Source organism: Pontibacter sp. H249, assembly GCF_037892465.1.
Classification (GTDB): Bacteria; Bacteroidota; Bacteroidia; order Cytophagales; family Hymenobacteraceae; genus Pontibacter.
On sequence record NZ_JBBKTR010000015.1, the window covers coordinates 63835 to 81924 of the forward strand.

The 18090-nt window shown below is 41.4% G+C and carries 14 protein-coding genes; 3 read left to right on the forward strand and 11 right to left on the reverse strand.

Annotated elements, in window-relative coordinates:
- Nucleotides 1–39: 39 nt before the first annotated feature.
- From atpB to WG943_RS16825, 3 genes are read right to left on the reverse strand one after another with little or no spacing between them, the layout of a single operon-like run.
- The gene (gene atpB / locus WG943_RS16815) at nt 40–1068 is read right to left on the reverse strand and encodes a F0F1 ATP synthase subunit A (protein ID WP_340410776.1); all 1029 of its coding nucleotides are present in this window, start codon (nt 1066–1068) and stop codon (nt 40–42) included.
- Between the two features lie 44 nt (nt 1069–1112).
- Nucleotides 1113–1451 carry a hypothetical protein gene (locus WG943_RS16820; protein WP_340410778.1) on the reverse strand — a complete coding sequence of 113 codons (339 nt, stop codon included), beginning with the start codon at nt 1449–1451 and terminating at the stop codon, nt 1113–1115.
- A 50-nt stretch (nt 1452–1501) separates the two neighbouring features.
- On the reverse strand, nt 1502–1732 hold the full coding sequence (locus WG943_RS16825) for an AtpZ/AtpI family protein (protein WP_340410779.1): 231 nt from the start codon (nt 1730–1732) through the stop codon (nt 1502–1504).
- Nucleotides 1733–2049: 317 nt separating this feature from the next.
- Here WG943_RS16825 and porW point away from each other — a divergent pair, with 317 nt between their 5' ends.
- From porW to uvrC, 3 genes are read left to right on the forward strand one after another with little or no spacing between them, the layout of a single operon-like run.
- Nucleotides 2050–4926 (forward strand): type IX secretion system periplasmic lipoprotein PorW/SprE, encoded by a 2877-nt coding sequence (gene porW, locus WG943_RS16830; RefSeq protein ID WP_340410781.1) that lies wholly within the window; start codon nt 2050–2052, stop codon nt 4924–4926.
- A 3-nt stretch (nt 4927–4929) separates the two neighbouring features.
- On the forward strand, nt 4930–7248 hold the full coding sequence (locus WG943_RS16835; RefSeq protein WP_340410782.1) for a penicillin-binding protein 1A: 2319 nt from the start codon (nt 4930–4932) through the stop codon (nt 7246–7248).
- Nucleotides 7249–7260: 12 nt separating this feature from the next.
- Nucleotides 7261–9078 carry an excinuclease ABC subunit UvrC gene (gene uvrC, locus WG943_RS16840; RefSeq protein WP_340410783.1) on the forward strand — a complete coding sequence of 606 codons (1818 nt, stop codon included), beginning with the start codon at nt 7261–7263 and terminating at the stop codon, nt 9076–9078.
- A 79-nt stretch (nt 9079–9157) separates the two neighbouring features.
- Here uvrC and porN read toward each other — a convergent pair whose 3' ends face one another.
- The 8 genes from porN to WG943_RS16880 form a co-directional block, all read right to left on the reverse strand.
- Nucleotides 9158–10015: a type IX secretion system ring protein PorN/GldN gene (gene porN, locus WG943_RS16845; protein WP_340410784.1), complete on the reverse strand. Its 858-nt coding sequence runs from the start codon at nt 10013–10015 to the stop codon at nt 9158–9160.
- 19 nt (nt 10016–10034) lie between these two features.
- Nucleotides 10035–11633, reverse strand: coding sequence for a type IX secretion system motor protein PorM/GldM (gene porM / locus WG943_RS16850; protein WP_340410785.1), 1599 nt, complete (start codon nt 11631–11633; stop codon nt 10035–10037).
- A 51-nt stretch (nt 11634–11684) separates the two neighbouring features.
- Nucleotides 11685–12488, reverse strand: coding sequence for a type IX secretion system motor protein PorL/GldL (porL, locus tag WG943_RS16855; RefSeq protein WP_340410786.1), 804 nt, complete (start codon nt 12486–12488; stop codon nt 11685–11687).
- A 75-nt stretch (nt 12489–12563) separates the two neighbouring features.
- Nucleotides 12564–13583 (reverse strand): type IX secretion system lipoprotein PorK/GldK, encoded by a 1020-nt coding sequence (porK, locus tag WG943_RS16860; protein WP_340410787.1) that lies wholly within the window; start codon nt 13581–13583, stop codon nt 12564–12566.
- A gap of 229 nt (nt 13584–13812) precedes the next feature.
- Nucleotides 13813–14772 carry a PorP/SprF family type IX secretion system membrane protein gene (locus WG943_RS16865; protein ID WP_340410788.1) on the reverse strand — a complete coding sequence of 320 codons (960 nt, stop codon included), beginning with the start codon at nt 14770–14772 and terminating at the stop codon, nt 13813–13815.
- A gap of 159 nt (nt 14773–14931) precedes the next feature.
- Nucleotides 14932–15738: a uroporphyrinogen-III synthase gene (locus WG943_RS16870; RefSeq protein WP_340410789.1), complete on the reverse strand. Its 807-nt coding sequence runs from the start codon at nt 15736–15738 to the stop codon at nt 14932–14934.
- 57 nt (nt 15739–15795) lie between these two features.
- On the reverse strand, nt 15796–16977 hold the full coding sequence (locus WG943_RS16875; RefSeq protein WP_340410791.1) for a DUF4271 domain-containing protein: 1182 nt from the start codon (nt 16975–16977) through the stop codon (nt 15796–15798).
- A complete protein-coding gene (locus WG943_RS16880; RefSeq protein ID WP_340410793.1) occupies nt 16952–18001 on the reverse strand; it encodes an MraY family glycosyltransferase in 1050 nt (349 codons plus the stop codon). The genes WG943_RS16875 and WG943_RS16880 overlap by 26 nt, the downstream gene beginning before the upstream one ends.
- Nucleotides 18002–18090: the final 89 nt, after the last annotated feature.

The window sequence follows — 18090 nt, forward strand, 5'->3', positions numbered from 1 at the left end:
AATAGTAGTTATATAGAGTTAAAAAATAAAAATTCAGAATTAATGTGCTTCTCCGTGCGCGTGCTCATCGTGGTGATGCTCTTCAACAGCGCCACCAAAGTACATAGCAGAAAGAAGGGTGAAGATATAAGCCTGTAGCAGCGCCACGAACAACTCCAGGAAGTTCATGAAGGTGGCAAATGCCACGCTTAACGGGCCTACTGCAACGCTTTGGAAAATAAAGATCAAGCTAAACAGGGAAAGAATAATGATGTGACCTGCCGTGATGTTCGCAAAAAGACGAACCATCAGAGAGAAAGGCTTAGTCAGGATACCAATCAATTCTACCGGGATCATAATAGGAGCCAGCCATTTTGGAACACCAGGTGTTGCGAAGATGTGAGCCCAGTAGTTCTTATTACCGCTAAATACTGTAATAAGAAGTGTAAGAGCAGCCAATACAAGTGTAACTGCTATGTTACCTGTTAAGTTAGCACCACCTGGCATTAGCCCTAAAAGGTTATTGAACCAGATAAAGAAGAAGACAGTAAGCAGATATGGCATGTAACGCTCATATTTCGGACCAATGTTTGCCTTCGCAATTTCATCACGAATAAAGATAATAATCGGCTCGAAGAATGATTGCATCCCTCTTGGCGCCTTACCTGGATTCTTTTTATAAGATGACGCAATTCCAAAGAACACAAAGAACAGCAACGCAACACTTACAAACATAGAAGCCACGTTCTTTGTAATAGACAGGTCATAAAGTCCAGCATAATCAACCATTGGCTCACCTGCAGCGTCAGCTTTGTAAATATGACCATGATCCATTACATAATTATTGTAAGGGACAATCTCATGGTTCTCGTTATAGAAATTACTTGACGAGAAAACATTCACCTCTCCGTTATCTACCAGAATAACTGGCAAATAAAGAACCACCCCATCAGCAAAGTGCCAGGTATAATCATCAGCGATGTGATGCGTAATCATGTCGCCTGGCTTAAACTCGCCACCTTCTGCTGGCTCAGCGGCATAAGCCGTGATTGTTAAGAAGGAAAACAGTAATACTAATAACTTCTTCATTAAGAGAGATTTAGAAACAGATTTTATAAAGCTTTGCCTTATTTTTAGTCCTGCCTTTTCAAATTCGGGCGCAAGTTAGCCAATAAGCTGTAAATTTCAAACCCGGTAAATAGAAAATAAAACACAAAGAAGTTTAGAACAAACTGTAATTCATTTTCTGAAAACAGGTAAACATATATGAATATCACGGCTATACTTAAGATCATCCGGAAGCCCATAGATCCAAAGTAGTACAACTGGAAGTTATCGCTATCGTAGCTGACACCCAGACGACTAATGTAAAAGGTAAGTGCTGTAACTAGCACAAAAAAACCGAAGATGTACCAAACATAAGTATGCACCAACTGATTGCCGGTATAGTAGGCAAGTGCAGCTGTAATCATGCCTATGATACCTGAGAAAATGAGAAGATTTCTAAGAAAATTCACCTGATTTATTTTTTATTAAGCGATAGAATAACCAGCACCATAGATACCACCACTGCTATAACGAGCAGCACAATAGTAAACCAAGGATTCTGTGTCTGGAAATATTCATCCAATTTCATACCCGCAAACGCTGCCAACACCATAGCTCCAATCATCTGAAATGCCAGGCCGGAGTACTTCAGGTAAGGCTTTATGTTGTCTCCGTTCTGTTTTTCCGATGGTGATTTTTCCGGCATTTGCGCGCTGATTTTTAAACCGATGCAAAATTAGTTCTTTTTTATGAGCTTAGTGCACGCCTGTGTTATATCTTTTGTTACTCAGTACAGGCGACTGCGCCTGAAACCAATTCAGGTTTTGTATAGTTCAATAGCAGACTATGCCTGAAGCATGTTTTACTATTGCTATAATATTGTAGTTTTGTATTAGTTAGTTACCAGAACCTATAATAGCTTACTAGAGTAATAAGCGCCTTAACTGTATGCTATACTTTAGCATGTGCCTGTTACGTTAGAATTATATTGTACTGTACACAAACCTTTGCTCCCGATTTAACTTGAACAAGCATCACCTTTATTTATACTTTCTGTTAGTTGGGCTTGTACTGGCTGGTTGCTCTGTAGAACGTAAAAATCCTCTTAGCAAAACCTACCATAACACAACCGCCCGTTATAACGGCTATTTTCTGGCAAAGGAGAAAATGGCTGCCATTGAGCGTGGCCTAGAAGAGGGCATACAATATGATTACAACCAAGTTCTGCCCATTTATCCTACAATAGACTCTACCACTGCTAAGGCACTTGCCGCTGACCTGGAAGATGTTATAAAGAAAGCCTCTTTCCCGATACAGTACCACAAGAACAGTAAGTGGATAGACAACTGCTATATCCTAATAGGTCAGGCTAACTATTATCAGCTCAACTTCGGCGAGGCATCCCGCACTTTTAAATATGTAAATGCCACAAGTAAAAACGCTGATGACAAGCACGAGGCGCTGGTATGGCTGATGCGTACATTTTTGCAGACAGGCGAAATGGACAATGCACAGCAGGTATCAGAGTACCTGCGCAAAGAGCGCTTAAATAAAGACAATGCACGAGAATTATACTTAGTGCGTGCGCAATATCACCGCTTGTTAGGCGATACCACTGCCATTATAGAAAACTTAGCCTACTCGCTGCCCAATTTCGACGATAACGACAGAGAGTCACGCATCAGGTTTATACTCGCACAGCTTTACCAGCTATCAAACCAAGATAGAGAGGCATATAAGCAATACAGCAAAATATTACGCCGTAATCCACCTTACGACTTGGGCTTCTTCAGCAGGCTTAACATTGGTCAGGTGTCTGAGCTTGAGGACAAGCAGGATATGGAGCGCATTGCTAATTATTACAAAAAACTGCTGAAGGATGATAAGAACACGGAGTATAAAAATAAGATATACTACGAAATGGCGCAGTTCGAGCTTCGCAAGCAGAACTACGACAAAGCTCTTGCCTATCTTGAGCAATCACTGCGTACTCCAGGCTCTCTGCAAAATCAGAAAGCCTATAGCTATGTATCTGCCGGCGAAATATACTTCGACAACCTGAGCAAGTATAATCTGGCAGCTGTATACTACGATAGTGCCACACAGGCTTATCCGCAAACAGCCCCTACTTACGAGGCTGTGGTAGAGCGGAGAGACATACTTGCTGATTTTGCTAAACAGTATGCAACGATCCAAACCCAGGATAGCCTGCAGCGCCTGGCGCGCATGAGTGACACTGAGCGTATAGAATACCTGCAGCAGCTCGTGCAGCAGCAGGAACAACAACGCCAGCAGGATTCTGCCCGCCAGGTAGCAGCATCTCAAGCTAACGAACGCAGAAATTCAAGCGGTAATAACAGGAGCCAGCGCAATAATAGCGGTGTACAGGATAACACAATGGTTGGCGGCGTGTGGTATTTTGATAATCCTACAGCTCTTGCCTCTGCCAGATCTGAGTTTGCGCGCCGTTGGGGCGATAGACCTTTGCAGGATTTCTGGCGCATACGCGCACGTGGCGAGAGCGGCAACGCAAATCAGGCTGAAATTGCCCGTGCCCCTGTTGCTTCTCCTGAACAGCAAATGACGTCAGAGGAGAGGACTAACATGCAGATGCAGCAATACCTGAAAAACATTCCTTTATCAACTGCAGACCTAATGCGATCTGAGAAGCAGATGGAGGATGCATACTTTAAGTTAGGCAACATATACAGCCAGAAACTCCGAAACGAGGAAAAGGCAATCCAGACTTTTGAGGAGATGCTGAAACGGTTCCCTAACTCTGAACACACCGCTGAAGTTTATTATAGTTTATACCTGTTGTATGGCAAAACTACAAACCAGGAACTGCAGCAGGCATACTATCACAAAATAAAGCAACAGTACCCTAATACTACCTTTGCGCGCCTTGTAGACGACTCAGATTTTCTGAACAAAAACGCCGCTGATAACCTGAAAGCACACGTGCTATACGACTCTGCTTATACCTTTTATGATGCTGTTGAATTTGATAAAGCAACAAATCTATTAAACCAACTGGTTAGCCAATACCCTCTTAATGACATCCCGGATAAGGTGGCTTATCTAAGAGTAATGATAACTGCACGAACTCAGAAGCCTGATATACTTTACAATGAGCTAAACGCTTTTAAGAAAGCTTATCCCGGCAGCCCATTAGTGTCGCAAGCTGACCAACTGCTGACTACTTATAATAGCCTGAAACAAAAGAATGAGTTGCGCCAGGATGTTCCTGTTTTATCTCCGACAAAACAAACAACAGCCAGTACTGCTACGCCAGAAGAAAAAGTTAGCACAGAAATTGCTCCTACAGCTACGGCATCTGTGGCAAAGGCTATACCGCAGTTATCACCTGCTACAGTGGCTCCTGAAACAGCCAAACCAGACACAGCCGCAAAGGCTGCGGTTCCTGAAGAAAAGGAAGCCTCACAAAAGAAGGTTGAACAACCTGCTGCCAATGTTACTGCGCCCGTTGACACAGTTAGTTTGCCTGAACCTACTGCGCCAGTTGCAGACCCTATGGCTTATGAGGCCAGTGCAGACTCTGCTTTTTATGTAGTACTGCTGTATCCTACTGCTGCACCTGCTTTCAAAGATGTGCAGCCTAAGTATGAAAAGTATAACAGCACTTATTATAGAAACCAACAGCTAAGTATAGATTCTGTTGCTTTCTCTACTGATAAAGCCATGCTTGTTATGCGTTCTTTTACCGATGCGAAGCAGGCACAGGCTTATAGCGTAAAACAAAAAGCGCCACAATCGCCAATTGGTAGAATAAGAGGCGTAGAATTCGTTACCTTTGTTATTTCATCTGCTAATTACCAGAAGTTCCTGCAGAAGAAAGACTTGGATGCTTACTTGACCTTCTTTAAAAACAATTATTAATACATGACTACGCGTCAAAAAACAGTCGATTCTCAACCAAAATCTGTTTATCCTAAAATTGCTTCTACCCTTTGGGTGCTGTTTTTAGGTGGTTTTGCAGCCTTTATACTTTACTTGTATGCTGTAAGTATAAACTTCCTGAACCTGTTTGGTGAATTACCTAACATGCGCACTCTCGAAAACCCTAAAAGTGCGCTATCATCCGAGATTTACTCCGCTGATAATGCTGTTTTAGGAAAGTACTTCAGAGAAAACAGAACTCCGGTAGAGTATGAAGATTTGCCAGAAAACTTCATTAATGCTCTTATTGCAACAGAAGATGTTCGTTTTGAAGACCACTCAGGCATAGACCCAGAGGCAATGGCGCGTGTTGCTGGAGGACTTATGATTGGCAGCTCGAAAGGTGGAGGTAGTACACTTACTCAGCAGCTTGCTAAAAACTTATTTAAAACCAGAGGTGAAGAATTAAATAATGGTTTATTGAACGATGTTCCTGGTTTGAGAACTTTGATTCAAAAAACCAAAGAGTGGATTATGGCCGTAAAGTTAGAAAGGTCATATACTAAGCGTGAAATCATGCTTATGTACCTCAATATTTTTGAGTTTGGAAGTAATGCTTTTGGTATCGAATCAGCTGCGAAGACATTCTTTAACAAGAAACCTAAAGATTTACAGGTTTATGAGTCTGCTGTACTGGTCGGTCTCTTTAAAAATCCAAACTACTACAGTCCAAAGTTTAAACCTGAGAATTCCAAGCACCGCCGTAATGTGGTTATGTCTCAGATGGTGAAGTATGGCTTCATGTCAGAAGATGAATATAATAACCTGAAAGACAATGATATTAAACTTGATTATCGGGTAGAGAACCAGAATATTGGCCTTGCACCATACTTTAGAACAGAAGCAAGTAAATTCCTGCTGCAGTGGTGCCGCGAAAACGGCTATGACCTTTATGCCGATGGGCTAAAGATTTATACTACCATTGATTCCCGTATGCAGAAGTATGCAGAGGAAGCTATGGAAGAGCATATGAAAGCTCAGCAAAAACTTTTCTTTGATCACTGGAAGAATCGCAACCCTTGGGTAGATAGAAATAATCAGGAGATCAAGAATTTCCCGGAAGTTGCTATTAAACGTACTGAGCGCTACCGCCGTCTGAATGCCCGCTTCGATGGCAACCAGGATTCTATCAATTATTACCTGAACAAGAAAATGCCAATGCGAATTTTTACTTGGGATGGTGAAAAGGATGTTGTAATGAGCCCAATGGATTCGCTTAAGTATTACAAGCACTTCCTTCAGGCTGGCTTTATGGCTATGGAGCCTCAAACTGGCCACATTAAGGCTTGGGTGGGCGGTATTAACTATAAGCACTTTAAGTATGACCACGTGAAGCAGGGTGTTCGGCAACCTGGTTCTACGTTTAAGCCGTTTCTCTATACAGCTGCCGTCGAGAATGGGTATTATCCTTGCTATGAGGTAATTGATGCCCAGGTGTGTGTTCCACTTCCGGATGGAACTATGTGGTGCCCTAATAACTCTGACAATAAGTATAGCGGCGAGAAATTTACCTTGCGTAAGGCGCTTTCACAGTCTGTTAACTCTGTCTCTGCATACCTAGTAAATAAGCTCGGCCCTGAAACACTGGTGCAGACGGCTAAGCGTATGGGTATATCCACACCTTTAGATCCTACTCCTTCACTGGCACTTGGTACTAGTGATGTATCCTTATTTGACATGGTTGGTGCTTACGGTACGTTCGTTAATGGAGGTACATGGGTTGAGCCTAGCTTTATTACTAGAATAGAGGATAAACATGGCAATGTGTTGTATGAACATGCACCTAAAACTGTGGAGGCACTTAGCGAAGAAACTGCTTACCTGATGGTGCACATGCTGAAAGCTGCCGCTGAGCCAGGTGGTACTGCTTATTATGGTCTTCGCCATAGAAACGGTCTTAAAAATGAAATCGGTGCCAAAACAGGTACTACTCAAAATCAGTCTGACGCTTGGTTTATGGGTATTACACCAAATCTTGTTGCAGGCACATGGGTTGGCGGAGAAGATCGTTCTATTCACTTCCGTACAATTGCTTTAGGCCAAGGTAACAAATTAGCAATGCCTGTCTATGGTTCTTTTATGCAAAAAGTTTATGCAGATAAAACTCTGGATGTATCAAAGGATGCTTTTCCTAAACCTTTGATGCCTTTATCGGTAGAATTAGATTGTGCAAAGTATAATCAAGGCATTCCTATAGACTCAACTATGCAAGATGAATTCCTTAATATGCCTACAGAGATTAACTTAGACGCAGAGATCTAATCAGGTTACTATATGCCAGCAAACGAAAAGCTGAAGGAACAAATTTCGCATCTGCCTCATAAACCGGGCATCTATAAATTCTTTGATGATAAAGGTATCATCTATGTTGGCAAAGCAGTTGATATAAGAAAACGTGTTAGCTCTTATTTCAACCGCTCTGCACAACATAATAAGAAAACACTTAAGCTTGTCTCTCAAATCAAGCACATAGAGTTTACCATAGTTGATACTGAAGCTGATGCATTTTTGCTTGAAAACAACTTGATTAAGCAGTACCAGCCAAAGTATAATATACTTCTCAAAGACGGTAAAACTTATCCATACATTTGCATCTTAAACGAGCGTTTTCCGAGGGTAATCAGTACTCGCAATAAGCTTAATGATGGTTCGCGTTACTTTGGCCCCTATCCGAGTATAACCACTATGAATGTGGTGCTGGATCTGATATGCACACTTTACCCGCTACGAACCTGTACTTATAATCTTTCTCCTGAAAACATTGCTGCTGGTAAGTTTAAAGTATGCCTAGAGTATCACATTGGTAATTGCAAAGGCCCATGCGAAGCTCTGGAAGATGAAACTCATTACAATGATTACATTTCCCAGATTAAAAATATCCTCTCGGGTAATCTTGCTGTAGCTAAGAATTATTTTAAAGAGCAAATGGCTGCTGCCGCTGCTGATTTTCAGTATGAGTTAGCACACCAGTTCAAGCAAAAGCTGGACATGCTGGAAGACTTCCAGGCCAAGTCTACTGTAGTTAGTAATACATTAACTAATATTGATGTGTTTACTATAACTAGTAATGAGCAATGTGCTTTCTTAAACTACCTGAAAGTAATGAATGGCTCTATTATACTTACACAGTCGCTGGAGATTGAGAAAAAATTAGAGGAGGCTGATACGGACATTCTCGCTTCTGTAATCGTGCAGCTGCGCCAGGAGTTTGAAAGCACTTCCCGTGAGATTATAACTAACCTTGAGGTTAAACTACCTTTAGATAACATTAGTGTAACGCAGCCGCAGATCGGTGACAAAAAGAAGCTTATTAACCTGTCGCTTAAAAACGCTATGTACTTGCGTAAAGAACGTGAAGGCCGACAGGAAAAAAATAAAGATTTAAGTGATCAGCGTGAGTTGCGTGTGCTTGAAACACTAAAAAAAGATTTGCGCCTGACTGAGCTTCCTCGCCAGATAGAGTGTTTTGACAATTCCAACTTTCAGGGTGATAATCCGGTGGCATCAATGGTTTGCTTTAAAAATGGCAAGCCTAGCAAAAAAGATTATCGTCACTTCAATATCAAGACTGTTATTGGCCCTAACGATTTCGAATCTATGTATGAAATTGTTACGCGTCGGTATAAGCGCCTTTTAGCTGAAAATCAGCCCTTACCCCAACTGATTATTATTGATGGTGGTAAAGGCCAGCTAAGTATGGCTGTAAAGGCTTTGAAAGAACTTGGAGTTTATGGTAAAATAGCTGTAGTAGGTATAGCCAAACGTCTTGAAGAAATCTTTTATCCTGGGGATACACTTCCTCTATACATTGATAAAAAATCTGAATCTTTAAAATTAATTCAGCGGCTGCGTAACGAAGCTCACCGATTTGCTATCACTTTTCATAGAAGCAAGCGTGATGCTGGCACATTAAAGACTGAATTAACAGATGTTAAAGGTATAGGTCCTACAACAGCCGAAGCATTACTATTGAAGTATAAATCTGTTAAAAAGCTTAAGGAACTAACTCATCAACAACTTATAGATGAAGTTGGTAAAGCAAAAGCAAACATACTCTATACCTATTTCCACTCTGAAAAGACTGCTTCTTGATCCTCAATGTTTTATCTATAAGCAACAAAAAAGGTGACCTTTGGGGTCACCTTTTTTGTTATTGACAAAGCCTATTCGTTTAGTAACTCCACAAGCTATACTCATATTCAATTAGTGCTTCAGCAGCCTCTTGAGCAGCTAGCAAACCTTTTTTGCCACCACCGTAAATATCTGCCAGGCCTCTGTCACCTGGGTTCGAAATTTTAGTAATGTAGGAGCTAAACAGCCACAGATCAAATGCATCTGCAAGATTCTTGTGTTGCGCATCGTTCTGAGCATTGTACCATATAGCCACATCTGGGTTGTTACGGAACACTCTTACCAGATCGCTCATCTTAAAGCTTGCTACTGTCTGCTCAAATCCTAGCGGATTTAGCGTTGAAGGTACTTTTAAGCTAATAGTCTGAATGTCGTGATACATGCGTGAACGCTTTTTATCGAACACAACATTTTCCTTTAACTCCAGCAGGTATAACTGCTTTGGAAAAAACTCATTGCTTACAGGAGCAGCCGTTTGAGTAGCATCTTTACCTAGTGCAGCACCCCAACCATCATCTTCCTGAGCCTGCTTACCAAATCCTGCTGCAATTTCTTCTTCACTTAGCTGCTCACCAGATTCTTTTGGAGTCATGTTGGCGACAAACTCTTCTCTTGTGATTGGCGTGTTAACAGAATCTGACTTATAGGCTACTAATTCTCCGCTTTTAACTGCTTCTATTATTACCTTAGTGATTTCTCTGTTTTCAGAGAACATTGGCTTATTCTGCTTCTCACGTAAGTCTATTTTACGCCATACTGTTTTTTTAAACAGTATATCATGCTCCGGAATAGGTCTTGCTGATGGATTGCTTGATGCAGTAGTTGATACCTGCTGCGCCATAGCACCCATAGATAAGAATATGCCTGCTGCTACACCTATTACTTTTGCTAATTTCATACTCCTGTAATGTTTTTAATTAGTTAAGAGGAACAATAAAGTTGCCTTCCCCAGTTTTCGCGTCAACGGCTTCACCTCTGTAGTTAAGACGCTTTACATCAAGCACCTCAATTACTACTCTATCTCCTTTTGCTGCTTTCGCTGCAAAGTTCGAAAGATTGGCACTAGGCCCGTTAAACTCGCCCTGATCGATAGGAGCGTTGTTTCTAACCAGGTAAGCTTTCCACTTTGTTACTCTATAACGTGCTTCGTTAGGTAATAATTGTTTAAAGCCTTCGTCTGCTACTGCCTGTATTTCTACAGCTCTGATCGACTGCGCAGGTACACCACGCTTCACATCAATCGGACGGCCGTTTACAAGCGGAACAAGCTCTGGCTTAGGCATTGGTCTTACTTTGAATTTTTCAGTACCAATGGCGTTACCACCGCTGCTTACGTTAATGCTAACCTCAGTTGAGTTAGGGATAATTGTCACCATACCCTTTTTAGCACCTTTGATTGCAGAACCACCATTAGCGGTAAAGCTAGGATCATAAATTGCACCCAGCGCAGGTACCTGAATGTTCAGTTCGTTAGCGCAACCGAAGTATAATGCCTGTACTGCAGCAGACTGTACCTGAATAACAGGCTTAGCTACGATGTACTTTTCTTCTACAGGGAAAGTCTTCTCTTCACCATTCTGGTTGATCTTGATAGTTCCTTTCCAAGTTTTCTCTGCATTTCCGTCTGCATCGTACTGGCCAGCAGAAGCTACAAATTCTATCTGCCCTTTACCATCTACAACTTTGATTGGTTTTCCATCATAGTACATTTCTGGTGTGATCGCATCAGATGAGGCTGCTATAAACATCTCGGCTTTATACTTAGTACCAGCCGCTACTGTCTTAGACTCAGCACGAGCTAATGCAAATATCTTTTCAAACTTGATGATATCTGCACCTACACGCTGCGCAAGTAACTGTAACGCATCTGCCTCATACTTCAGAACTTCGTTTTCTTTCTGAGATAAAACAGCAAGCGCAGCAACTAGTGGAGTCTCACCGAAGTTCAACTCTGCAAAGTCTTTGTTACGCTGTGTCTTGTCGTTCTTTGCTACTACATCATCCTTACCATCATTAGCTAACTGGTCTGGTGTGTTCGGGTTATACTTCTTCAGGAACTTAGCATAATTGTTCAGCTTATCTTTTAACTCATAAGCCTTACCATTATTTTTATTGGCAGCGCCAATCATCATAATAGCTACTTTATCCTCACCACTAGGATTAGCATATTGATTTGGATCATCCTCATTTTTACCTCCTGTGGTAGCAATAAGATCTTTTCTTATTTCACGGATATATGACACCATTTCTGATGTTTGCTTGCGTATTTCCTGTGCATCCTGTAATACACGCGCATCGTTTGGTCTGTTACCGCCTTTATCTACAGCGGCTCCTATGTTTTTAAGAACACCGGCATTGTCAGTCACTGTTTTATTATTCACTCCCAACAAACTTTCGTCAAGGAACTGAAATTTTAACAGGATTGCCGAGTTCACTTGTAGGGCAAGAAGAGCGGTCAGTACGAGGTACATCATACCGATCATCTTCTGCCGTGGTGTCTCTTTTCCTCCAGCCATTTTATACTATTTTAACTGTTGTTTTCTTGTTGATTTAGAACTGTGCCGGAATTAGCTTCTCATTGCTGAAAGCATGTTACCATACACTGTGTTTAGAGAGTGCAGGTTCTGCGTTAAGCGAGAAACTTCTTCTTTGAACTGTTCTGTATCTTTGCTGGCGTCAGTCAGGTTATCCATGGCCATTGTCAAGTTGCCATAGAATTTGTTCATGGCTTTCAAGTGGTTGTTGGCATCCTGAAGTTCCATTTCATAAACAGCATTCAGAGCGCCTAAGTTTCTAGTCATGTTCTGAATCTGGTTGTGGTACTCTTTAGCGTCTACTGTAGAACCTGCCATATGTGCAAGAGCCTCTGCAGTAGTTGCATAAGCTTTGTTCATGTTATCTAACTGATCAGCTGCTGCCTTTACACGGATAGTATAATCTTGTGTAGCTGCCGTAGCCTGGCTCATATCTGATAACTGAGCAGCAGTTTCGCTAAGTCTGTTTAAGCCTAATCCAAGGCTATTGATCGATTCTGGCGTGATATCTGCGTCACGCATCATGTCGTCTAGCTTTTTTGTTAACGAAGATCCACCTGATACAGCGGCAGTTGCTGGTATTAAAGCCTCTCCTGCGTAATCATCGGCAAGCTGAGGATAAACTCTTGCCCAATCCGGATCGTGTGGCTGTGGCTGAAATGCACTAAGGGCAAAAATTACAGCCTCTGTACCCAGACCCACAATAAGCATTATGTCGGCACCAGCCCAGTGCTGGATCTTGAACAATGCTCCGACAATTACGACAGCTGCACCAATACCATATATTTTAGGCATCAATACGTCGTACAAAAAGCTGCGACCTTTAGCTTTACTCATTTTGTTTTCTAATTAATAAGTGAACGATTGGATTATTGGGTTTTGTAAATTTTAGGGTTCTGTTTTTACTACTTATTATCTGAACTCTCTGCCAGAAGATCTTCCTAAGTAGATCATGGCATTACGGAAGCCAATAAATGATCTGGCTGAATCCTGATATTCGAAGTTACGTGTGCCTGTCTCCAGGAAATATGCAATATCCTTCCAAGAGCCACCTCTTACTACTTTACGAGGCTCGTTGTCATCGTTATATACTGGGTTCAGGTCCCATACTACCGGAACTGAAGCGTCATAATAGGCATCTTCGCACCATTCTGCTACGTTGCCTGACATATCATATAAACCAAAGTCGTTAGGGAAGTACTGTGCTACAGGCGCTGTGTAAACAAAGCCATCGCTGTAATAGTCACCACGGCCTGGCTTAAAGTTAGCTAGCAAGCAACCTTTACCATTACGCAGGTAAGGTCCACCCCATGGATAAACAGACATATCACGTCCGCCTCTGGCAGCATACTCCCACTCAGCCTCAGATGGCAATCTGAATTTTGGCATTGGAGCACGACCATCTTCTTCGTTAGCCTGGTTCTTAAGCTTTGTTCTCCAGTCGCTGAAATATTTTGCAGCAAACCAGTCTACACCTACAACAGGATAATCATCAAAAGCAGGATGAGAAAAATAATACTCCATCAAAGGATCACCCATGTGGTATGTAAAATCTTTTACCCAAACAGTTGTATCCGGATACAATTGAGTCATTACAAATTCCTCACCCAGCACATCCATTGAGTCCTGCATCATTACCTGGATAAACTGACGATATTCATTGTTAGTGATTTCTGTCTCATCCATGTAAAATCCACTAATCGTCACCTGCTTATTCAGGTTGGCCATTGAAGCTGCTATATCCTGATCAGCTTGACCCATATGGAACGTACCGCCTGGGCAAGGCACCATCCCGTAAGGTATCTCCTGAGCATTATACTCCGGTCGGTCGTCAACGCCCACAAGGTCTCCCTGAGGTCCTCTTCTAAGTCCGCAGCTTGCAAGCAGTACTACCGCCAAAGCGAAGGAAGACAGCTTAAGTAGTTTGTTCATATTGAGTAATAAAAAAAGTAAATATTTTCAGTAATATTAATTTTGTACACTTTTTCGAGCGTAGCAAATATAAAAGGTTTAACAACAAATAAAAAGCAATTCACCACGACACGTATTTATTATTTTTTAACGCCGTAATAAATTGATTATTATCACACTATATGTTATTTTTTCTTAGCCTGATCAGGCATAAGAAAAGATTTTTAAGTGACTGCCTCAATGTTTGTACTTATTTCTGGAGATTGTATCGCGGAGTGCGAACTGGCGGTTTGAATCTTATTATTGGCTCTGGCAACCTATAATTCACCATTACTTCATGCGAAGTTGGCGCTTTTGCTTCTCTATTAAATGTTGTAAAATCAAACGCATAGCCCACTCTAAGAGCATTATCCTGAAATAAAGACATTCCTATAAGCGCACTAACAGCTTCTTTATGTCTATAATTCACTCCTGCCCAATATTTTTCGCTGTATGTAAAACGGGCCCCGGCATCAAAAGAAAATGTTTCGGTATCATGCTTTAAAAGAACTGTTGGAGTCATCTCCAAATCGGTGGTTACAGGTAAATTATATCCTGCGGTTACATAGATGTGGTTTTCACCTAAAAACTTACCTGTACCTGTATTGGCAGAATCTGCGAACTCATATTGAGAATTTAAAAGGTTTGTTACCCCACCTCCAGCGTAAAACGTTTCAGACTGGTACCACACACCAGCGCCCAAATCATATTTGGTATCAGAAGTATTGAAAGGAACACTTGGATCACCGTCATCTATGGCTCTGTATCTACCTTTCTTTATATTATTCAAGTTGCCCTGCACGCCAAGGCCTAGCTTATTCTCTCCTATGTTAATATGAAAGGAATACGAAATCGCAGCCGAGAGCACTGTTGTATTAGCAATCTTGTCACGCATCAGGTTTAAGCCTAATCCGCCATGAAGAAGCCTTACAGGTGTATGCGCAGTAAGTAGAAGCGTTTGTGGAGAGCCGCCATCATCAAATGTAGCATCGTAGCCGAGCCACTGGTAGCGATACAAAGACATTATCTCTGGCCTTTTTGTTATACCTGCATATGCTGGACTTATTTGCATACCATTAAAGCCATAGTGAGTGAACTGTGGCTGTTGCTGTGCCCATGCTACAGTCTGACTTAACAGCATCAGCAACAAAATTGGTAAAAGCTTTCTCATAAGCAGTTATAAGCAGGCAAGATTTTATACAATCAGTATCAGAGAAGCAATAATCAAATATAAATATTAAACGGTAAAACGCAAAAGCTAGTATTTTAGCCAATACTAGCTTTTGCGTTTAATAGTATGTATTTAAGAGATAAAAGTTGCGTTAGATAACTATTTTTTCGTCTCTTGCTTCTGCTGGTTCTGAATATATACTTCTATTGCACCCGTCATAGATGGAGCATTAGGCATTGGAGCCTCTATATCCAACTCCAAACCGGCATCTCTAACAGCCTTAGCCGTTGTAGGTCCGAATGCGGCAATCCTGGTATTGTTCTGCTTAAAATCAGGGAAGTTGATAAACAAAGATGTTATACCTGAAGGGCTAAAGAACGCAAGACAATCATACGTTACATCATCCAGGTCCGATAAGTCGGCTGCCACTGTTTTATAGATGATAGCTTCAGAGTGCTTGATCTTGTTTGACTGCAAGAATTCAGGAATATCCTCTTTGCGAATGTTAGAGCACGGAAACAGGAATTTCTCGTTTTTATGCTTTTTGATGACTTCAAAAAGGTCCTTTGCAGTTTTTTCGCCTACAAATAGTTTACGCTTACGCAGTGTAATGTATTTCTGAAGGTAATAAGCCGTTTGATCTGAAATACAGAAGTACTTCATATCTGCAGGCATCTCTATCTTGCTCTCTTGGCAAATTCTGAAGAAATGGTCTACTGCGTTGCGGCTTGTAAAGATAATCGCTGTATGCGACAGGATATCTACTTTATCTTTTCTGAATTCTTTGTATGGTACAGGCTCTACCTCAATAAAAGCCCTGAAATCTACTTTGATGCCGTACTTCTCTGCAATAGACAAGTATGGTGAGTTTTCTGTGGTAGGCTGTGGTTGGGTAACCAGTATACTTTTAATAGGAACCTTGTGTCTTTCAGGGTTTGCACTTCCCTTTGCTTTACTCTCAGCCATATAAATAAATGCGGTTATTTTATATTTCACCTGCGAACCGCCGCAAATTGTGTTTGCTTAGAAGGTAAAAACGATCAATTTCAGCACAATTGCCAGCGGAATTACTTCTGTGGCGCAAAGGTATGAAAATAAATGCAAATTTAGTACTGTAGCTTTCTTATTTACAGTTACAAATACCCGCAACACCGCTAATAACAACAGCAACGATACCAGCACATTAGATACGAGTAATATGAATTCCGGCATCAGAGCGTTCATGGAAAGGTACAACAGCATCACAAACGGCAGAAATATCCCCAGGAAAAGGAGGGCTTTGATAAACTCACGGTACTGTACCAGCACCACCTCTTCCAAACCAAAGATGAAAGCCATTACTTTAAGAAAGAGGTACTTTAAAAGTATAAAAGAGAATATAAATAAAGTATAAACGCCAATTTTTGTAGTGATATCGGATTCGGATACAGGAAATAGGCGGTTGAAAAGGCGAATATGCTGCACATTGGTATGAATAGCTGCAATTAGCAGCGCCAACGACAATGAGAACGCCAAAATAAACAAAATACTAGACCAAGATGATAAAGGCTTTGCCAGAAATCCCTCGTCTAACCGGGTATCACTGCCTCTAAGACTTGCACTAAAAAGTGCACTAAACTCTGCTGAATAACTTATTCTAAGCCAACCGTACACTAGCCCTATTAGTAGCAGGAAAAGTATAAATGGGTTTTGGTTAACGTAGTCTCTTAGCTTTAGCGACAGTGGTCTCTGCCCTGATGCCATACTTTGACCGGTTCTCTCAACGTTGTTATAAAAACCTTTAATATTTGGCTTTTGCGACGGATGCCAAACAGTCATTAAGATTTTACCATCCACTGGCTTAAGAGCTTCTGCATAATCTGACAGGTTTAACTTAAAAGTCGCAGTCGAGTCTGCCTTAAATATCAATTTATTATTCAGGAAGATGCAAAGGTCTTTTTGGGCTGCAAAGCCAATAGGAAAGGGTTGCGAGGGCACCACCTTTAACCATTGGTGCAATGACTGCTGCTCAGAGTGTAGCACTGCCACATAAGGCACCAGTTCCTGCGCCTCCTCCTCATACACCAGCCACTCTTCTGTAAGTGTATTGTTTTGCTCTAATGGCAGCAACTGGGCATTAGACTTAGGCGCTGCAGCAAGCAAAAGAGCAGCTATAAAGTATAGATTAAATAGAATAGCCTTAGGCTTCCGAAACACTTTGATCACCTCTGGACTTATAAATTCCTAGAAACACGCTTAACAAAACAGAGAAGGCTAATAGTGCCAACAACATGTTAAGGTTACCCCATTCGCCTAGCAGCACTACTACAAGTATAACCGCCAAATTGATAGTAGCCAAGGTAATTACAGTAGCTGTTTGGGTTAAACCTATACTTAGTAACCTATGGTGAATATGATTTTTATCAGGCACAAAAGGAGATGTACCTTTAAGTATGCGGATCAGGAACACACGGAATGTATCGAAAAGCGGCACGAAAAGGATCCCTAAAGCCACAGATGGGGCAGCCGGTACCATTCGCATTTCAATAAACTGTATAGCGAGCACTGAAAGTATAAAACCACAAAGTAATGAGCCTGTATCGCCCATAAAAATAGTTGCCTTCCTGAAGTTATACCGCAAAAATCCTAGTATTCCGCCAACCAAACAAAATGCCACTGCTGCATAATTACCGTAATCTGCACCGCCATATAAGTAAAAGTATACCCCAAAGGTAGTGGCTGCAATTATCACAAGCGTTCCTGCCAAACCGTCAAGGCCATCAATCAAGTTAATCGCGTTTGTTATACCGATCACAACTATAAAAGTAAAAGCATAACTGGTGCCTATTTCGAGCTCGCCCACACCAAGTATACCCTGAAAGCTAGTAATTCTGATATCAGCCATGAATATGACAATGCCTGTAGCTAATATCTGCACAGCAAACTTTTTTAAAGCCGAGATATTAATCAAGTCGTCTTTCAGGCCTATAAAGAAGAGCATAATGCACCCTGCTAGCAACTGCTGCACCCCATTGTTAAGATCGGCAAAAATAGTAAGCGCAGACATGAAGCCGGCAAACATAGCACCGCCGCCCAGTCTTGGCGTGAGTTCAGCGTGCACTGTACGGCCATTCGGTTTATCCAGGATGTTTTTTAAATGTGCTACCCGAATTATAGACGGAACAGCAAAAATAGCTATTAAAAAAGCCCAGCTGGATGCAAGTACAAGGGATAGTAAATTTTGATCCATACAGTTAAGGAACAAAGTGAAGCAGCAGCACCTTAAACATAATGTAATAACACAACAGTTCCTATGTACTTTGCTGCAAAAACCTGATC

Excerpts from the sequence above, each read along its gene's own strand:
- atpB (WP_340410776.1), bottom strand. The coding sequence starts at position 1,068 with ATGAAGAAGTTATTAGTATTACTGTTTTCCTTCTTAACAATCACGGCT.
- WG943_RS16820 (WP_340410778.1), bottom strand. The coding sequence starts at position 1,451 with ATGATTACAGCTGCACTTGCCTACTATACCGGCAATCAGTTGGTGCAT.
- WG943_RS16825 (WP_340410779.1), bottom strand. The coding sequence starts at position 1,732 with ATGCCGGAAAAATCACCATCGGAAAAACAGAACGGAGACAACATAAAG.
- WG943_RS16835 (WP_340410782.1), top strand. The coding sequence starts at position 4,930 with ATGACTACGCGTCAAAAAACAGTCGATTCTCAACCAAAATCTGTTTAT.
- uvrC (WP_340410783.1), top strand. The coding sequence starts at position 7,261 with ATGCCAGCAAACGAAAAGCTGAAGGAACAAATTTCGCATCTGCCTCAT.
- porN (WP_340410784.1), bottom strand. The coding sequence starts at position 10,015 with ATGAAATTAGCAAAAGTAATAGGTGTAGCAGCAGGCATATTCTTATCT.
- porM (WP_340410785.1), bottom strand. The coding sequence starts at position 11,633 with ATGGCTGGAGGAAAAGAGACACCACGGCAGAAGATGATCGGTATGATG.
- porL (WP_340410786.1), bottom strand. The coding sequence starts at position 12,488 with ATGAGTAAAGCTAAAGGTCGCAGCTTTTTGTACGACGTATTGATGCCT.
- porK (WP_340410787.1), bottom strand. The coding sequence starts at position 13,583 with ATGAACAAACTACTTAAGCTGTCTTCCTTCGCTTTGGCGGTAGTACTG.
- WG943_RS16865 (WP_340410788.1), bottom strand. The coding sequence starts at position 14,772 with ATGAGAAAGCTTTTACCAATTTTGTTGCTGATGCTGTTAAGTCAGACT.
- WG943_RS16870 (WP_340410789.1), bottom strand. The coding sequence starts at position 15,738 with ATGGCTGAGAGTAAAGCAAAGGGAAGTGCAAACCCTGAAAGACACAAG.
- WG943_RS16880 (WP_340410793.1), bottom strand. The coding sequence starts at position 18,001 with ATGGATCAAAATTTACTATCCCTTGTACTTGCATCCAGCTGGGCTTTT.